The sequence below is a fragment of the Hydrogenophaga sp. R2 genome, from assembly GCF_049843595.1.
Taxonomy (GTDB): domain Bacteria; phylum Pseudomonadota; class Gammaproteobacteria; order Burkholderiales; family Burkholderiaceae_C; genus Hydrogenophaga.
The window spans coordinates 487,036-502,811 of record NZ_JBBHZN010000001.1 but is presented as its reverse complement, the minus strand read 5'-3'; the positions used below and the strand labels follow the sequence as shown (position 1 = coordinate 502,811).

The window sequence follows — 15,776 nt, the reverse complement described above, 5'->3', positions numbered from 1 at the left end:
GCCGGCCCGGCGTCATGGGTCCGCGTCAGTCGGGTCGGGTGCCGTCCCAGGCGCGCTGCAGCAGTTCGCGCAGCGCGTCGCGCTGGTCCGGGCCGACCGGGCGCGGGTTCCAGTAGGGCTGGGCAGCGGCCAGATCGGCCGCCCGGTCCAGATCCGCTGCGGCCATGCCCAGGCTGCGCAGCGACACCGGCGCGCCGTTGTCACGCGCCAGGTCAAAGAGGCCCTGCGCCGCATGGCCCACCCCCAGGGCACGGGCCACCCGGGCCATGGCCTGGGGCGCGGCCGATGCATTGAAGGCCGTGGCCTGCGGCAGCACCACGGTGTGCACCTCGGCATGTGGCAGGTTGAAGCTGCCGCCCAGCACGTGGCAGAGCTTGTGGTGCAGCGCCATGCCCACCTGCCCCAGCACCGCGCCACACAGCCAGGCGCCATACAGCGCGTCGCTGCGGGCGGCCTCGTCGCGCGGCAGGTGGCGCAGCACCGGCAGCGCCTGGGCCAGGGCACGGATGCCCTCCTCGGCCATCAGGTCGGTCATGGGCGTGCTGTCGCTGGCGTACAGCGCTTCCACCGCATGGGCCATGGCATTCATGCCGCTGGTCACGCTGATGCCCACCGGCAGGTCGCGGCTGAGGTCGGGGTCGTAGATGACGGTGCGCGGCAGCACCCGGGGGTCGCGCCCGGTGCGCTTGATGCCGCCGTCGGTGATGCCGTGGATGGGCGTCATCTCGCTGCCGGCGTAGGTGGTGGGCACGGCCACGATGGGCAGGCCGGTCTCCAGCGCAATGGCCTTGGCCAGGCCGATGGTGGAGCCGCCGCCCAGGGCCAGGGTGCCGTCGGCCCGCTGGCTGCGGGCCGCCTCCACGCCCTCGATGGCCACGCCCAGCGGCACATGCATCACGGCCCGGTCGAACACGCCGGCGCACAGCGGGCCCAGGCGCTCGCCCAGGGCACGGGCAGCGGCGGCCTGCCCGGGCGTGCTGAGCACCAGCACCCGGCGCAGGCCGAGCCGATCGAGTTCGCGCTCCAGATGCGCCAGGCTGCCGGCGCCGAACACCACCCGGGTGGCCGGGGCCTGGTGCACGAAGGATCTCATGGGGTGCCGGGCGCTGCGGCGCGGTCGTGGTCGCGGTCCAGCACGATGTCCACCGCCACCGCATGGCTGCCGTCGGCCTGCTGCGGCCAGTCGGTCACCAGCGAGGGCCGCACGCCGAACACGGCGTCGCTGTCCAGGTAAGGATCGTCGCGGCGGAACACATGCGTGATGAGCGTGCGCCAGCCCGGCGCCTGCACCCGGAAATGCAGGTGCGCGGGACGCCACGGGTGGCGCCCGGTGGCCTTGAGCAGGTCGCCCACCGGGCCGTCGTCGGGGATGGCATAGGGCACCGGCAGCACGGTGCGGAAATGGAAACGCCCCTGCGCGTCGGCGCGCAGCACGGCACGCGCCTGGTGCTGCTCCAGACCGTCGCGCTGCACGTCGTACAGGCCCTCGGCGTCGGCCTGCCACACATCGATGACGGCACCCGCCACCGGCGTGCCGTCGGCGCCGCGCACGGTGCCGGTCACGGCGCAGGGAATGCCTTGCGCCCCCTGGGCCACGTCGGCCCCCAGCGGCAGCTCGGGCGCGCCCTCCACATGGAAGGGGCCGAACACGGTGGCCTCGGTGCAGCCCGGCGTGCGGTCGTGGTTGAGCGCCACGGTGAGCATAGACAGGCCCAGCGTGTCGGACAGCAATATGAACTCCTGCCGCCATTCGTTGGTGGCGTGGCCGGTGCGGGTGAGGAACTCGATGCCGGCAAACCATTCGGCTTCGGTCAGCTGCACATCGCGGGCGAAGGCATGCAGGTGCTCGACCAGGCTGGTCATGACGCGGCGCAGGCGCGGATCGGGCGTGGCTTCCAGCCGCGCCAGCACGGCGCGGGTGATGTCGTGGGGCGGCGGCAGGCTCATGCGGGCCTCACACGGTGCGTGCGCCATCCACCGGGAACTCGACCCCGGAGATGAAGGCCGACTCGTCGCTGGCCAGGAACACCGCCGCGGCGGCCACGTCGTCGGGCCGCGACAGGCGCCCCATGGGGATGGTGGCAATGAACTTCGCCCGGTTCTCCGGCGTGTCGGGCACGCCCATGAAAGCCTCCAGCAGCGCGGTCTCGCCGATCACCGGGCAGATGGCATTGACGCGGATGCGGTCGGGCCCGAGCTCCACCGCCATCGACTTGGACAGCAGGTTCACCGCGCCCTTGCTGGCGTTGTACCAGGTGAGTCCCGGGCGCGGCCGGATGCCGGCGGTGGACCCCACGTTCAGGATCACCCCGCCGCCCTGCTGGCGCATCAGGGGCACCACCGCGTGGGTCATGTGGAAGATGGACTTGACGTTGATGTCGAACACGCGGTCGAAGGTCTCCTCGTCCACCTCCAGCATGGGGCGGTTGCGGTGGGTCCAGCCGGCGTTGTTGACCACCACGTCCAGCCGGCCGAAACGTTCGCGCACCAGCTGCACCGCAGCGTCGATGTCAGCGCGGCGCGTCACGTCGCAGCGCACGCCCACGCTCAGGCCGCCGCAGTCGCGCGCCACCGAACGGGCGCCCTCTTCGTTGAGGTCGGCCAGCACCACGGTGGCGCCTTCGCGGGCATAGGCGCGGGCAATGCCGGCGCCAAAGCCGCTGGCCGCCCCGGTGACGAGTGTGATCTTGCCGGCGAGCCTCGAATGGTTCGGCATGGGGTGGGTCTCCTTCCCTCGTGTGTGGTGGTGTGCGCAGTGTCCGGATGCGCAGCCGGCTGCGCCATTGCCGAATGGGTAAGGCTGCGTTTCGCTGCGTGCAGCGAAGCGCACCACCGGCCCGGCGCCACCCGGGTTTTCACCGATCCGGGGGTGACAGCGGGGTACCCGCGGGGGTTACATACTTGAAGGAACACCCAAGCCCGCCCCGATGCTGCCCGACCTCGACTCCCTGGCCCTGTTCGTCAAGGCCGCCGAAACCCGCAACCTGACCCGGGCGGCCGAGTCCAGCTTCATCACCGTGCCGGCGGCCAGCCGGCGACTGTCGCTGCTGGAACACCAGTTCAAGGCGCAGCTGTTCGAGCGCCACTCGCGCGGGCTGGAGCTCACTGCCGCCGGCGAACGCCTGCTGCTGCTGGCCCGCGAGGTGCTGGCCGCGGTGCACCACATGCGCGCGGAAATGACCAACTACGGCGCCGGCCACACCGCCGTGCTGCGCATCCACGGCAACACCTCGGCCATGGCGCAGTTCCTGCCGGCCGACATCGCCAGCTTCCAGCCGCAGCACCCGGACATCCGCCTGGTGCTGGAGGAATGCTGGAGTGCCGATGCCATCCGCAAGCTGCGCAGCGGCGACATCGACCTGGGCGTGGTGGTCGAAGGCGTGGACACCAGCGGCCTGGCCTGCCTGCCCTACCGGCACGACCAGCTGGCCGCCGTGGCGCCGCCGGGGCTGGACCTGCCGGCCACCGTGTCCTTCACCGACCTGCTGGAGCACGACCTGGTGGGGCTGGAGGGCGGCAGCACCCTCACCCGCCTGCTCGAATCGCACGCCACCGAGCTGCTCAAGCCCATGGCGCTGCGGGTGCAGGTGCGCAGCTTCGAGGCCGTGTGCCGGGCGGTGGAAGCCGGTCTGGGCATCGGCGTGCTGCCCATGCAGGCCGCGCGCGGCACGGCGCAGTCCATGAACCTGCGGGTGCTGCCCATCAGCGACAGCTGGGCCTCGCGCCAGATGCTGCTGTGCACCCGCACACCGGCCGCCGACGACTCGCCCCTGGGCGCCCTGCTGGCCCATCTGCAGCGCTGCGCCCGCCGGGCCGAAGCCGAGGCCGGGGTTACGGCCTGATCAAGGCAGGCTTTCGCAGCCGGCAATGGCCGGTCCGCCGCGCTCTGGCCATGATGGCCGCATGACGGACACCGCTTCCCCCCAGGCCCTGCCCCGCAGCTACCTGTTCGTGCCGGCCAGCCGGCCCGAACGCATCGCCAAGGCGCGGCAGAGCGGCGCCGACGCGGTGATCGTGGACCTGGAAGACGCGGTGCCGGCCGACGCCAAGGCCGCCGCACGCGCCGCACTGGCCCAGGCGGCCGACGCGCTGGGCGGTGCGGCCGACGGCACGCTGTGGCTGCGCACCAATGCCCTGGACACCCCGCATGCCGCCGACGACCTGGCCCTGCTGGCGCGGCTGCGCGCCGGGGGGGTGCGCATCGGCGCCATGGTGCCCAAGGCGGGCGACATCATGGCCCTGCAGACCCTGCCGCCCGATCTGCCGGTGCTGGCCCTGATCGAGACCGCCCTGGGCCTGGGCCAGGCGCACCGGCTGGGCGCGGTGCCGGCGGTGCAGCGGCTGGCCTTCGGCAGCATCGACTACGCGCTCGACCTGGGCGGCATCGACCCGGCCGACCACGAGGCCCTGCGGCACGCCCGTTCCACCCTGGTGTGGGCCTCGCGCTGCGCCGATCTGCCGCCACCGGTGGATGGCGTCACCCCGGCCATCGACGACGAAGCCGCGCTGGCCGCCGACAACGCCGAGGCGCGCCGCCTGGGCTTTGCCGCCCGGCTGTGCATCCACCCGCGCCAGGTGGGCGCCGTGCATGCCGCGCTGGCCCCCACGCCACAGGAAAAGGCCTGGGCCGAGCGGGTGGTGGCAGCCGCCGGCGATGGCGGCGCGGTGCAGCTGGACGGCCGCATGATCGACCGGCCGGTGCTGCTGCGGGCGCAGCGGCTGCTGGCCGCTGCCCGCTGACGCCACACGCCGACGCCGGGCCGGCGCGGTCAGTGCGGCCGGGTGGTGTTCACCGAAGGCCGCTCGGCCAGGGACGCAGCCAGCGCCCGCAGGGCCGGCATGGCCGGCAGCCAGGGTGCTGCGGTGAAGCGGAAGTCCAGGTAGTCCAGCGCGTCGATGGCAGCCAGCACGTCCAGCGTGGGCGTGGCATCGGCTTTGAGCGCACCCGATGCGGCCAGGGCCTCCAGGCGCTCCATGCCCTCGGCCATGGAACGGCGGCGCCGCAGGCCCACCGGGGTCTCGTCGAACAGCACCGGCGCCGTCACCTTGCGGATGATGATGGTGTGCACCGCCGCGTCGATCACGCCCAGCGCCACACCGGTGCGGGCCAGCACGCCGGCCGGGTCGCTGCCCAGCAGGCTGGGGGCCTGCGGCCGGGTGGCTTCGAGCCACTGCACGATGAGCAGGCTCTCGGTCAGCGGCGTGCCGTCGTCCAGCACCAGCGTGGGCACGCGGGTGGCGGCGTTGGCCGCGCGCAGGCGGGCGTCGTCGGCCCAGGGATCGACGATGGTGGGCTCGACCTGCACGCCCTTCTCGATCAGGGCCATGCGCGCCAGGCGCACATAGGGCGAGGTGGTGTTGGCCAGGAGTTGCATGGGGTTCCTCTGCGCGATGGGTTGAAACGGATCAGGCCGGCATGACGTCGAAGCCCAGCCGGGGGAAATGCAGGTGCAGGTCGCCGGCCTGCGGGTCGTGCCGGTGGATCACCACCAGGCCCGCGCTGGCCGCCACCAGCGTGCCGTGCACCGGCACGCGGGCATTGTCGTCGGGGGTCACCGTGACCGGGGTGCCGGGCTGCAGGCCGCCGGGGTCGCCGTCGGGGCGCAGGTGGGTCACCGGCACCGGGCGGGCGGCCTGGGCCGCTGCCAGGGCTTCTTCGGGCGTCATGGGGGTGTGCCGGCCGTGGCCGATGGCGGCGATGCGGCCGTACCAGGCCTCCAGCCCCTGCAGGCCGGCCAGCGCATCCACCTCGGGCGGGGCGTTCTTGCGCAGCAGCGAGGTGGTCTGCCAGCAGGCCAGGTCCAGCACCGAGGGCGTGCTGCCGAACAGGAAGTCGTGCCCGCGCGAGGCCGCTGCGTCCAGCGCCTGCCGGAGCCAGGCGTACTGGGCCTGCAGCACCTGGCGGTGGTGGGCCAGGTCGGGTGCCATCGCGGCCTTGCTGATGTCGATGCCCAGGTAGCCTTCCTTGCGGTCCTTGATGAACTCCGGCGGCAGGGCGTCGCCGATGTAGTGCACCAGCACGCCGATGGTGGGAATCCACACCTGCCGCTCCCAGGCAAAGGCCATGCCGCGCGCCAGGCCTTCGCAGCCGTTGGGGTACAGCGTGGGGCTGGGCTGCAGGCGCTCAAGCGCCGGCAGGATGGCGTTGGTGTCGCAGTAGATGTCGGCGCCGACCTGCAGCACCGGTATGCGGCGGTAGCCGCCGGTGAGGGCTGCCAGCAGCGGGCGCGGCGGCAGCGGTGCCACGTCGACCGAGTGCCAGGCCAGGCGCTTGAGGCCCAGCGTGGTGCGGACCTTCTCCGAAAACGGCGAGAGCGGGTAGTGGTGCAGGATGATGTCGGTCATGGGGCGTTCCTGGCGGGTTCAGTACATGATGTGGCCACCGTCCACCACCACCGTCTGGCCCGAGACGAACCCGGCCAGATCGGACAGCATGTAGACCGCCGTGCCCACCAGATCGTCCGGCTTCTGTTCGCGGCCGATGGCGCGCGCCTTGAGGAAGCTCTGCTGCCATTCCACCGGCCGGTTGCGCGTGGCATCGGTGATGACGAAGCCCGGTGCGATGCAGTTCACCCGCACGCCGTGCTGGCCCACCTCCTTGGCCAGGCCCTTGGTCATGGACAGCACCGCGCCCTTGGTGGCCACGTAGTGCAGATACCCCGGCTGGCCGGCCACCGCCACCACCGAGGCGATGTTGACGATGGCGCCGCTTTTCTGCTGCCGCATGGCCGGCATGACCGCCTTGCAGCACTGCCACACGCCCTTGACGTTGACCGCGAAGATGCGCTCCCAGATGGCGGGGTCGATGGCCTCGAAATCGGTCAGCTTGACCTCGCGGAAGTACGCCGCGTTGTTGATCAGCCCGTCGATGCGGCCGAAACGGTGCAGCGCCGCCGCGGCCATGCCCTGGGTGGAATCGTTGTCGGCCACATCGGTCTTCACATAGACCGCCTGCCCGCCCTGGCGGGCGATCAGGTCCATGGTCTCGTCGGCCGGGCCCATGTCGGCCACCACGATGTTGGCGCCCTGGGCGCTGCAGGCCAGGGCGAAGGCCTGGCCGATGCCGGTGGCGGCACCGGTGACGATGACGGTGCGGCCGTCGAGCAAGGGGGGAAGGGACATGGTGATCTCCGTGCAGGTGAATGAAAAAGGAGGGGCGTTCAGCGACGGGCCGGCGGGGCCGGGCAGCGCCCGTCGCCCTCGCACTCTTCGGCCTGCAGCACGCGCACCACGCGGTCGCGCACCGGGCCGGCCAGATCGATCTCGATGGCCCAGGCCCCGCTCATCTCCAGCGTGAGCTGGCCCCGGTACTCACCCGGTGTGGCCGTGGGCTGCGCCTTCACCGGCTTGACGGTGTGGGCCATGGGCATGGAGGGCATGGTGGCGCCCAGGGTCACGGCAGCACCGGTCAGGGGTTTACCGTCGGGGGCGCGCAGGCGCACGGTGCAGTCCAGCAGCGGGCCCATGCCATGGGCCTCGCAGGCCAGGTCGACCTGGGGCCGGCGCGACTGCGCCGCAGCAGGGAACAGCGTGGACAGCAGGGCCGCCAGCAGCATGGTGGAGCGAAGGTTCATGGCAATCTCCGGAAATGGCGCCAGGCCGCGCCGATGCGGTGCACGGTGGCCTCGTCCAGCAGGCCGCGCGGACGGAAGCGCAGGAACAGCGCCACCAGCCCGCCGAACACCACCATGCGCCAGCCGGCGAACACCTTGGTGGCCTCCAGCAGGCCGATGTCGAACATCACCCCCAGCAGCGGGCCCAGCGCGGTGCCCAGCCCGCCGATGAGGGCATAGCCCACCGCGTGCACGCCCAGCATGGGGTCGAACAGCGCCGGCTCGATGTAGGTGGCGCGGTGCGCATACAGACCGCCGCCGATGGCCGCCAGCGCCCCGGCCGCTGCCACCGCCAGCAGCTGCAGCCGCAGCACCGGCAGGCCCTGGCTGGCGGCCAGCACCTCGTCATGCCCCACCTGGCGCAGCGCCAGGCCCAGGCGGCGCGGGCGCAGCCAGGCCAGCAGCAGCAGCGCCCCGCCCAGCACGGCCAGGCACAGCAGCAGGAACTGGCCGGGCGACACATCGTTCTCCAGCAGCCAGCGGATGTCGCGAAAGCCCTCGGTGCCCTGCGGGCCCACCACCTCGCCGTCCACCTCGCGGGTGATGTGCAGGCGCATCAGGGCGATGCGCATCATCTCGGCCAGGGCCAGCGTGGCCACGGCGTAGTTCAGGCCCGACAGGCGCAGCGTGGGCCAGGCCAGCAATGCAGAGGCCAGCGCGCCCACCAGCGCCCCCAGCAGCAGCGAGGGTGCCAGCGCCCAGCCCGCCAGGGTGGAGGCCATGCCGCTGGCATAGGCGCCCAGCGCAAAGTAGGCCTGCTGGCCGAACGAGATGCGCCCCACCAGCAGCACCAGGTAGGCCGAGAGCGCCAGCAGCGACAGGATGGCGATGTCGGTGGCCAGGCCCACCGCCTGCTCAAGCGGCATGGCGCCACCCTCCCCCACCGGTCAGGCTGGCGCGGCCGGCCGGGCCGACCACCAGCACCAGGAACAGCAGCGCGTAGGTGGCGAATTCGCGCCCCACCGCGCCGAAGGCGGCCTGCGCATGCGCCTCCACGATGCCCAGCAGCCAGCCACCGATCAGCACGCCGCGCACGCTGCCCAGCCCGCCCAGCATGGCCGCCACCAGGCCCTTGGTCAGCATCCACATGCCCAGCATGGGCGTGACCTGGCCTTCGAGTGACAGCACCGCAAACGCCGCCACGCCCGAGAGCGCACAGGCCACCAGGAAGGCCGTGGCCTGCACCTGCCCCACGCGGATGCCCACCAGCCCGGCCGCCGTGCGCTGCGTGGCCGCCGCCCGCCATGCCAGACCGCCCCAGGTGCGCAGCAGCCACTGGCCCAGTGCCAGCGTGATGACCACCGCCAGCGCCGCAATGGCCAGCCGGTCGGGCCGCAGGTACAGCCCGGCCACGCTCCACTCGGTCTGCGCGGCCAGGTTGGGGAAGGGGTTGAGGTGGCGCGGCAGCAGGTTCACCGCCAGCTGCTCCAGCTGCATCCACAGGGCAAAGCTGGAGGCCAGGGCCACCACCTCGGCGCCGTCGAAGCCGCCGCCCACACGCTGGGCGCTGCCCCGGCCCTCGTGGTTGGCCGGGGTGCTGCCGATGGCGCCGAAGCACAGCCGCTCCACATACAGGCCGATCAACGCGGCCAGACCCACCACCACCAGGGCCACGCCCCAGGCCGGGAAGGCATGGCGGGCAAACAGCCAGGCGCCCACATAGGCGGCCAGCATGGCGGTGGCACCATAGGCCAGGTTGAGGCGGCGCAGGGTGCCGAAGGTCAGCGTCAGGCCCAGCCCGACCAGGGCGTAGGCCGAACCCTCCAGCCAGCCATCGAGCGTGCGCTGCAGGAACTCGAGCACCGCCGCTCCTGCCGGGTCAGGCGGCGCGCCGCTGGCCCAGGTAGGCGCGCTGGATCACGTCGTCGCTGCTCATCTCGCCGGGCGTGCCCGAGAAGGTCACGCGGCCCTGCTCCATCAGGTAGAACTGCTGCGCCACCTTCAGGGCCATGTGGGCGTTCTGCTCCACCAGGAAGATGCTCACGCCCTCGCTGTGGAGCTGGCGGATGATCTGGAAGATCTCGGCCACCACCAGCGGGGCCAGGCCCACCGAGGGTTCGTCCATCAGCAGCAGGCGTGGGCGCGACATGAGCGCGCGGGCCACGGCCAGCATCTGCTGCTCGCCGCCCGAGAGCGTGCCGGCCATCTGGTCGACGCGCTCGCGCAGGCGCGGGAAGCGGTCGAACATGCGGTCGATGTCGTCGCGGATGGCGGCGCGGTCCTTGCGGCGGAAGGCGCCGGCCTGCAGGTTCTCGCGCACGGTGAGTGCCGGGAACACCAGCCGGTTCTCCGGCACCAGGGCCAGGCCACGCGCCACGATGTCGGCACTCGACTTGCCCACCAGTTCCTCGCCCTCGAAGCGGATGGAGCCGGCCTTGGGCTTGAGGATGCCGGCCACGGTCATCATCAGCGTGGTCTTGCCGGCGCCGTTGGGCCCGAGCAGGCAGGTGACCTGCCCGGCCTGCGCCGACAGGCTCACGCCCTTCAGGGCCTCGATCTTGCCGTAGGCGGTGGCCAGTCCTTCGATCTGCAGCATGCTGTGGTCTCCTCAGGCCGCCTGGGCCACGGTGTCGTCCGAACCCAGGTAGGCGGCGCGCACCGCCGCGTTGTCCTGCACCTCGGCGGGTGTGCCCTCGGCGATCTTGCGGCCGAAGTTCAGCACCGCCACGCGGTCGCAGACCTCCATCACCAGCTCCATGTGGTGCTCGATCAGCAGGATGGTGTGGCCCCGGTCGCGCAGGGCGCGGATGCGCTGGTCGAGCTCCTCGATCTCTTCGGCGTTCATGCCGGCGGCGGGCTCGTCCAGCAGCAGCAGCTCGGCACCCGAGGCGGCCGCACGGGCCAGCTCCAGCCGGCGCTGCTCGCCGAAGCTCAGGTTGCCGGCCAGGGTGTCGGCCTTGTCGGCCAGGTTGCTGAAGGCCAGCAGCTGGCGCACCTCTTCACGGGCCTGGCCACCCGAGGCCAGCCAGCGCGACTTCACGCCGGCCCAGCCGCTCTCGCGCACCACGCGGGCGGCCCACACGTTCTGCCACACGCTCAGGTTGCCGAACAGGCGGATGTTCTGGAAGGTGCGCGCAATGCCGAGCTCGGCCCGGGTGTGCACCGGCAGGGCACCGATGTCCTGACCCTTGAAGCGCAGGCTGCCGGCGCTGGGCTGGTAGAGCCCGGCGATCAGGTTGACCGTGGTGCTCTTGCCCGAACCGTTGGGGCCGATGAGGCCCAGGATCTCGCCCTTGTTGACCGTGAGGTCGAGCTGGTCGAGCGCCTTGACGCCGCCGAAATGCCGGCTGAGTTGCTGCAGTTCAAGCATGGGCCTTCTCCTTGGCAGCGGCCTGCGGGGCCGCACCTTCGGGCTCGCGGCCGCCGCGCAGCAGCCGGCCCAGCGGCGAGGTGATCATGCCGCTGGGGCGCACCAGCATCATCAGCAGGATGAGCGCACCGAACAGCAGGCTGCGCCAGTCACCCAGGAAACGCAGACCCTCGATCAGGATGCCCTGGATGAACACCACCGCCAGCACCGTGCCCAGCAGGCTGGAGAGCCCGCCCAGGATGGGGTACGCAATGGCAAAGGTGGCCAGCAGGATGGTGAAGTTGGAATGCTCGATGTGCGTGGTGTAGTGCGCGAACACGCTGCCGGCGATGCCCGCAATGGCGCCCCCGATGCCGAAGGCCGAGACCTTGGCGGCGGTGAGGTTGATGCCCACGCTCTGCGCGGCCACCTCGTCCTCACCCACGGCGCGCCACAGCGTGCCCACCCGCGAGCGGTCCAGCCAGGCCAGCACCAGCATCACCAGCGCGACCATGCCCCAGATGAGGGTGACGATTTCGCCCGAGGTCCAGCCGTTGCTGGGGAAGTAGCGGATGCCGCCGAAACCCAGGCTGCCGTCCGGGCCGACCAGGTTGCCGTCGGCACCGGGCACGCGCCAGGTGAGGTTGAAGAAGAACAGCCGCACGATCTCGGCGAACGCCGTGGTGGCCACCACCAGCATCAGGCCCTTGACCCGCAGCGCCGGGAAGCCCACGGCAATGGCCACGATGGCCGAGATGAGTGCCGCCGCGGGAATGGCCAGCCACAGCGGCCAGCCGGCCATGGCGGTGAGCATGCCCGAGGCATAGGCACCGACCGCAAAGAAACCGCCCTGTGCAAGCGAGACCTGACCGGTCTGCAGCACGCACCAGGCCGAGAGACCCAGCAGCGTGTGCACGCCGATCACCTGGGCCAGTCCGAGGTAGAAATCCATGTTTCGTGTCCTTTCAGTCGCGGCCGGCGGGAGGGGCGAACAGGCCACCGGGTCGGAACACCAGGAAGGCGAACAGCAGCAGCATCACGTAGATGTCGCGCTCGCTCACGCCACGCCAGTACTGGAAGAGGTTCTCGAAGCCGCCCACCAGCAGGCCGGCCACGATGGCGCCCGGGATGCTGCCCAGGCCGCCGATCACGGTGACCACCAGGCCCTTGACGGTGAGGGGCAGCGTCAGCAGCGGCGACAGCACGCCGATGGCCGCGCCCGCCATGGCACCGGCGGTGCCGCCCAGCAGGCCCGCGATCACGAAGGTGCTGAGGTTGGTGGTGGTGATGTTCATGCCGCACAGGCGGGCCGCCGTGCCCTGCTGCGACACCGCGCGCGTGGCCAGGCCGAGCCGGGTGCGCTTGAGCAGCAGGGTGAGGCCCACCATGGCGGCGCAGCCCAGCGCAAAGACGAACAGCAGGTCGCCGCGCAGCGAAAGCGGGCCGATGTCGATGTTGGAGCCCACGAACATGGCCGGGTAGTTCTGCGGCATGCCGGCGGTGGCATGCACGATGGCTTCCTCGATCAGCAGCAGCATGCCCACGGTGGACATGAGCGTGGCCAGCGGCTTGTTCAGCGGCAGGAAGCGGAAGCAGATCACGTACACCAGGGCGCCCAGCACGCCTCCCACGAGGGCGGCGGCCACGAACACCAGGGCCGGCGGTGCGGTCTGCACGATGAGCAGGCTCAGGTAGGCCGCCCCCACCGACGCAGCGGCATAGGACAGGTTGATCTTGTGCATCACGCCGAAGATGAGCGTGAAGCCGATGCCAATCAGTGCATAGATGGTGCCGAACAGCACACCATCGATCACCGACTGGACGAGGTCCAGCAGGTCGAGGTAGGTCATGGGAGCGGTGCGGGTGGGAAGGGGGAGAGGCGCCCCGCGCGGGGCGCCTCCTCAGGCCGTCATGCCGGCAGCGGCATCAGGGCTTGTGGGCCACGGTCCAGGCACCGCCCTTGGCCTGCACGAACAGGTAGGGCTTGATGGCCTCGCGGTCGGCCGCACGGTCCACCGGGCCCAGCAGACCCTGGGTCTGCTTGAGGGCTGCCAGGCCGTCGCGCATCTTCTTGCGGTCGGCGGCCAGGGTTTCCGGCTTGCCCATGATCTTCTGGTCCTCGATCACCTTCTTGAGGGTGAAGACGTTCTCCCAGGCCGCAGCGTTGTGCAGGTCCATGTTGGACTTCTTGGCCGCCACCGCCTCGGCCGCCGCCTTGGCCTCGGCCGTCACCGGGGCAAAGCTGGTCGGGATGATGATGCCTTCGGCCTGCTGGGCGCAGCCCTGCAGCGTCTCCATGCTCGACGAGCTGGTCAGGCCGATCATGAGCTTGGGCTTCACACCCTGGCGCTGCATTTCCTTGAGCACGCCGCAGGTGGTGAACGGGTGGGCCGAGATGGCCACCACATCGGCATTGGCGCGCTTCATCTCGCGCACCTGGGTGCTGAAGCTGGTGTCGGCCAGCAGCCACTCGCTCTGGCCCAGCACTTCCAGGCCCGCCTTGCCGGCGTTGTCCTTCATGACGTTGAAGGTGGCATTGCTGTGCGCAAAGTCCTTCTCGACGCCGCCCCAGAAGGTCTTGAGGTCCTTGCGGGTGGAGGCCACCCACTCGAACACCGACTTGTACATGGCGGCTTCGCTCGGCACGTTGCGGAACGACCATTCGGAGATGCCGGCCAGGCCACCCTTGGCGGCCACGTCGGTGTAGATCGGGAACTGGATGCCGGAGTCACCGGCATCGCCCACCTTCTTCTGTAGGATGCCGAACACCGGCTCGGCCACGTTGCTGCAGGTGGGGCCGATGGCGACGATGGCATCGGGCTGGGCGGCGATGCGGCGCAGCGCGTTGATGCCCTCTTCCGCGTTGCAGCGGTCATCCAGGTAGTCGATCACGATCTTGGCCTTGGCACCGTCGCCCAGCGTCACGCCACCGGCGGCGTTGATCTTGTCGGCCGCGGCCTGCATGGCGGCCTCGCTCTGGATGCCGAAGATGCGCACCACGCCGCTCTTGGCGCCGAAGCCGTAGATCTTGATGGTGCGTTCGCCCGACTGGGCCTGCGCGGGGGTCGAGGCCAGTGCCATGGCGCAGGCCACGGCCGAGAAGATGGCGGTGAATCGAAGCATGTCTTGTCTCCTGGGTTGGTGATCGCCAGTCGAGTCGGGATGCTGGCGTGGCCGCAGTGTGGGGTGGATGCCGCCGCATGCCCATTGAGAAGTGGGCAAAGCAGCGTTAAGCCCTGAGCAACGGACGTGTTGCGGCGCGGGCAATGCACGCTTCGAACAAAAGCAATTCCAAGCCTCGGCGGTGCGTACCCACAATGCGCCCCACCCCGAACACTGGAGACATTGCCATGACCACCACCGCCGCCATGAACGCCGTGCCCGGCCGCCTGAGCTTTTCCGAGACCGGCACCGTGGCGGCCCTGACCCACCGCCACTTCATCAACGGTGCCTGGGTCGAGTCGGCCGACGGCCGCACCGTGCCCACGCTGGCGCCGGCCACCGGCCAGCTCATTGCCCACCTGGCACGCGGTGGCCAGGCCGAGGTGGACGCAGCCGTGGCCGCCGCCCGCGCCGCACTCGACGGCCCCTGGGGCCGCATGACCCCGACCGAGCGCGGCCGCCTGCTCATGAAGCTCTCGGCCCGCATCAGTGAGGAAGCCGAGCGCCTGGCCTGGATCGAGGCCCACGACACCGGCAAGCCCATCACCGTGGCGCGCAACGATCTGCAGGCGCTGGTGCGCTACTTCGAGTTCTACGGCGGCGCGGCCGACAAGATCCACGGCCACACCATCCCCTTCCTGGCCGGCTACGACGTGAAGCTGGTGCGTGAACCGCACGGCGTGACCGGGCACATCATTCCCTGGAACTACCCGGCCCAGATGTTCGGCCGCACCCTGGCGCCGGCCCTGGCCATGGGCAATGCCACGGTGCTCAAGCCCTCGGAAGAAGCCTGCCTGAGCTGCCTGGAGGTGGCGCAGCTGGCGCACGAGGTGGGCTTCCCGCCGGGCAGCATCAACATCGTCACCGGCATCGGGCCGGAGGCCGGTGCCGCCCTCTCGGGCCACCGGGGCATCGACTTCATCACCTTCACCGGCTCGCCCCAGGCCGGCGAGATGGTGCAGGCCGCCGCTGCCAAGAACTATGTGCCGGTGGTGCTGGAACTGGGCGGCAAGTCGCCCCAGGTGGTGTTTGCCGACGCCGACCTCGACAAGGCCGCCATCACCGTGGTCAAGGCCATCACCCAGAACACCGGCCAGACCTGTTCGGCCGGCAGCCGGGTGCTGGTGCAGCGCAGCATCTTCGACAGTTTCATGGCCAAGGTGAACGCGGCCTTCCTGGCGCTGCGCGTGGGCACCCCGCAGCAGGACCCGGACCTGGGCCCGGTCATCAATGCCCGCCAGCGCGAACGCGTGCTGCGCTACATCCAGGAAAACCGCGAGGCGGGTGTGCCGGTCATGGCCAGCACGCCGCTGCCCGAGAGCCTGCCGCGCGAGGGGCAGTTCGTGCCGCCCACGGTGTTCGGCCCGGTCGATCCGCAATCGCGCCTGGCGCAGGAGGAGGTGTTCGGCCCGGTGCTGGCCGCCATCCCGTTCGACGACGAGGAAGACGCGGTGACCATTGCCAACGGCACCGACTACGGCCTGGTGGCCAGCGTGTGGACGCGCGACGGCGACCGCCAGGCCCGCATGGCCAAACGCATCCGCAGCGGCCAGCTGTTCATCAACTGCTACGGCGCCGGTGGCGGCATCGAGCTGCCCTTCGGCGGCACCAAGCGCAGCGGCCACGGCCGCGAGAAGGGCTTCATTGCCCTGGAAGAGATGAGCACCGTCAAGACCGTCGTGCACCACCACGGCTGAACACCGGGAGACGCC

At 71.0% G+C, this 15,776-nt stretch carries 17 protein-coding genes; 3 read left to right on the top strand and 14 right to left on the bottom strand.

The features are described from left to right. Window positions 1-25: 25 nt before the first annotated feature. The 3 genes from WD026_RS02455 to WD026_RS02445 are packed head-to-tail and all read right to left on the bottom strand — an operon-like array spanning window position 26 to window position 2,716. Window positions 26-1,093 carry a maleylacetate reductase gene (locus tag WD026_RS02455; RefSeq protein WP_425722072.1) on the bottom strand — a complete coding sequence of 356 codons (1,068 nt, stop codon included), beginning with the start codon at window positions 1,091-1,093 and terminating at the stop codon, window positions 26-28. Beyond that, window positions 1,090-1,947, bottom strand: coding sequence for an intradiol ring-cleavage dioxygenase (locus tag WD026_RS02450; protein WP_425722071.1), 858 nt, complete (start codon window positions 1,945-1,947; stop codon window positions 1,090-1,092). Before WD026_RS02450 ends, WD026_RS02455 begins: the two co-directional genes overlap by 4 nt. A gap of 7 nt (window positions 1,948-1,954) precedes the next feature. After that, window positions 1,955-2,716, bottom strand: coding sequence for an SDR family oxidoreductase (locus tag WD026_RS02445; RefSeq protein WP_425722070.1), 762 nt, complete (start codon window positions 2,714-2,716; stop codon window positions 1,955-1,957). Window positions 2,717-2,927: 211 nt separating this feature from the next. Between WD026_RS02445 and WD026_RS02440 the strand changes: the two genes are divergently transcribed. Both WD026_RS02440 and WD026_RS02435 read left to right on the top strand, forming a co-directional pair. Continuing rightward, window positions 2,928-3,842: a LysR family transcriptional regulator gene (locus tag WD026_RS02440; RefSeq protein WP_425722069.1), complete on the top strand. Its 915-nt coding sequence runs from the start codon at window positions 2,928-2,930 to the stop codon at window positions 3,840-3,842. 61 nt (window positions 3,843-3,903) lie between these two features. After that, window positions 3,904-4,740, top strand: a complete 837-nt coding sequence (locus WD026_RS02435) for an HpcH/HpaI aldolase/citrate lyase family protein (RefSeq protein WP_425722068.1) — start codon at window positions 3,904-3,906, stop codon at window positions 4,738-4,740. A 29-nt stretch (window positions 4,741-4,769) separates the two neighbouring features. Here the strand turns inward: WD026_RS02435 and WD026_RS02430 are convergent, their stop codons facing one another. From WD026_RS02430 to WD026_RS02380, 11 genes are all read right to left on the bottom strand, one after another. Beyond that, the gene (locus tag WD026_RS02430; protein ID WP_425722067.1) at window positions 4,770-5,375 is read right to left on the bottom strand and encodes a glutathione S-transferase N-terminal domain-containing protein; all 606 of its coding nucleotides are present in this window, start codon (window positions 5,373-5,375) and stop codon (window positions 4,770-4,772) included. Between the two features lie 31 nt (window positions 5,376-5,406). Next, on the bottom strand, window positions 5,407-6,345 hold the full coding sequence (locus WD026_RS02425; protein WP_425722066.1) for a glutathione S-transferase family protein: 939 nt from the start codon (window positions 6,343-6,345) through the stop codon (window positions 5,407-5,409). Window positions 6,346-6,363: 18 nt separating this feature from the next. Next, window positions 6,364-7,122, bottom strand: a complete 759-nt coding sequence (locus WD026_RS02420; RefSeq protein WP_425722065.1) for an SDR family NAD(P)-dependent oxidoreductase — start codon at window positions 7,120-7,122, stop codon at window positions 6,364-6,366. Window positions 7,123-7,160: 38 nt separating this feature from the next. Further along, complete coding sequence (locus WD026_RS02415; protein WP_425722064.1) at window positions 7,161-7,574, bottom strand: FixH family protein; 414 nt, start codon at window positions 7,572-7,574, stop codon at window positions 7,161-7,163. Then, window positions 7,571-8,479, bottom strand: coding sequence for a branched-chain amino acid ABC transporter permease (locus WD026_RS02410; RefSeq protein WP_425722063.1), 909 nt, complete (start codon window positions 8,477-8,479; stop codon window positions 7,571-7,573). Before WD026_RS02410 ends, WD026_RS02415 begins: the two co-directional genes overlap by 4 nt. Further along, window positions 8,469-9,416, bottom strand: coding sequence for a branched-chain amino acid ABC transporter permease (locus WD026_RS02405; RefSeq protein ID WP_425722062.1), 948 nt, complete (start codon window positions 9,414-9,416; stop codon window positions 8,469-8,471). Before WD026_RS02405 ends, WD026_RS02410 begins: the two co-directional genes overlap by 11 nt. A 16-nt stretch (window positions 9,417-9,432) precedes the next feature. Further along, window positions 9,433-10,149, bottom strand: a complete 717-nt coding sequence (locus tag WD026_RS02400) for an ABC transporter ATP-binding protein (RefSeq protein ID WP_425722061.1) — start codon at window positions 10,147-10,149, stop codon at window positions 9,433-9,435. Between the two features lie 12 nt (window positions 10,150-10,161). Beyond that, window positions 10,162-10,923: an ABC transporter ATP-binding protein gene (locus WD026_RS02395; RefSeq protein ID WP_425722060.1), complete on the bottom strand. Its 762-nt coding sequence runs from the start codon at window positions 10,921-10,923 to the stop codon at window positions 10,162-10,164. Then, a complete protein-coding gene (locus WD026_RS02390; RefSeq protein WP_425722059.1) occupies window positions 10,916-11,854 on the bottom strand; it encodes a branched-chain amino acid ABC transporter permease in 939 nt (312 codons plus the stop codon). The genes WD026_RS02395 and WD026_RS02390 overlap by 8 nt, the downstream gene beginning before the upstream one ends. A 13-nt stretch (window positions 11,855-11,867) precedes the next feature. After that, entirely contained in the window at window positions 11,868-12,752 is an 885-nt protein-coding gene (locus WD026_RS02385; protein WP_425722058.1) for a branched-chain amino acid ABC transporter permease, read from the bottom strand. 76 nt (window positions 12,753-12,828) lie between these two features. Next, window positions 12,829-14,025: an ABC transporter substrate-binding protein gene (locus WD026_RS02380; RefSeq protein WP_425722057.1), complete on the bottom strand. Its 1,197-nt coding sequence runs from the start codon at window positions 14,023-14,025 to the stop codon at window positions 12,829-12,831. Between the two features lie 227 nt (window positions 14,026-14,252). Between WD026_RS02380 and WD026_RS02375 the strand changes: the two genes are divergently transcribed. Further along, a complete protein-coding gene (locus tag WD026_RS02375; protein ID WP_425722056.1) occupies window positions 14,253-15,761 on the top strand; it encodes an aldehyde dehydrogenase family protein in 1,509 nt (502 codons plus the stop codon). Window positions 15,762-15,776 lie beyond the last annotated feature (15 nt).

Coding starts and splice junctions, on each gene's coding strand:
- WD026_RS02380 (WP_425722057.1), bottom strand. CDS start 14,025: ATGCTTCGATTCACCGCCATCTTCTCGGCCGTGGCCTGCGCCATGGCA.
- WD026_RS02420 (WP_425722065.1), bottom strand. CDS start 7,122: ATGTCCCTTCCCCCCTTGCTCGACGGCCGCACCGTCATCGTCACCGGT.
- WD026_RS02430 (WP_425722067.1), bottom strand. CDS start 5,375: ATGCAACTCCTGGCCAACACCACCTCGCCCTATGTGCGCCTGGCGCGC.
- WD026_RS02455 (WP_425722072.1), bottom strand. CDS start 1,093: ATGAGATCCTTCGTGCACCAGGCCCCGGCCACCCGGGTGGTGTTCGGC.
- WD026_RS02390 (WP_425722059.1), bottom strand. CDS start 11,854: ATGGATTTCTACCTCGGACTGGCCCAGGTGATCGGCGTGCACACGCTG.
- WD026_RS02440 (WP_425722069.1), top strand. CDS start 2,928: ATGCTGCCCGACCTCGACTCCCTGGCCCTGTTCGTCAAGGCCGCCGAA.
- WD026_RS02375 (WP_425722056.1), top strand. CDS start 14,253: ATGACCACCACCGCCGCCATGAACGCCGTGCCCGGCCGCCTGAGCTTT.
- WD026_RS02415 (WP_425722064.1), bottom strand. CDS start 7,574: ATGAACCTTCGCTCCACCATGCTGCTGGCGGCCCTGCTGTCCACGCTG.
- WD026_RS02445 (WP_425722070.1), bottom strand. CDS start 2,716: ATGCCGAACCATTCGAGGCTCGCCGGCAAGATCACACTCGTCACCGGG.
- WD026_RS02395 (WP_425722060.1), bottom strand. CDS start 10,923: ATGCTTGAACTGCAGCAACTCAGCCGGCATTTCGGCGGCGTCAAGGCG.
- WD026_RS02450 (WP_425722071.1), bottom strand. CDS start 1,947: ATGAGCCTGCCGCCGCCCCACGACATCACCCGCGCCGTGCTGGCGCGG.
- WD026_RS02435 (WP_425722068.1), top strand. CDS start 3,904: ATGACGGACACCGCTTCCCCCCAGGCCCTGCCCCGCAGCTACCTGTTC.
- WD026_RS02425 (WP_425722066.1), bottom strand. CDS start 6,345: ATGACCGACATCATCCTGCACCACTACCCGCTCTCGCCGTTTTCGGAG.
- WD026_RS02400 (WP_425722061.1), bottom strand. CDS start 10,149: ATGCTGCAGATCGAAGGACTGGCCACCGCCTACGGCAAGATCGAGGCC.
- WD026_RS02385 (WP_425722058.1), bottom strand. CDS start 12,752: ATGACCTACCTCGACCTGCTGGACCTCGTCCAGTCGGTGATCGATGGT.
- WD026_RS02410 (WP_425722063.1), bottom strand. CDS start 8,479: ATGCCGCTTGAGCAGGCGGTGGGCCTGGCCACCGACATCGCCATCCTG.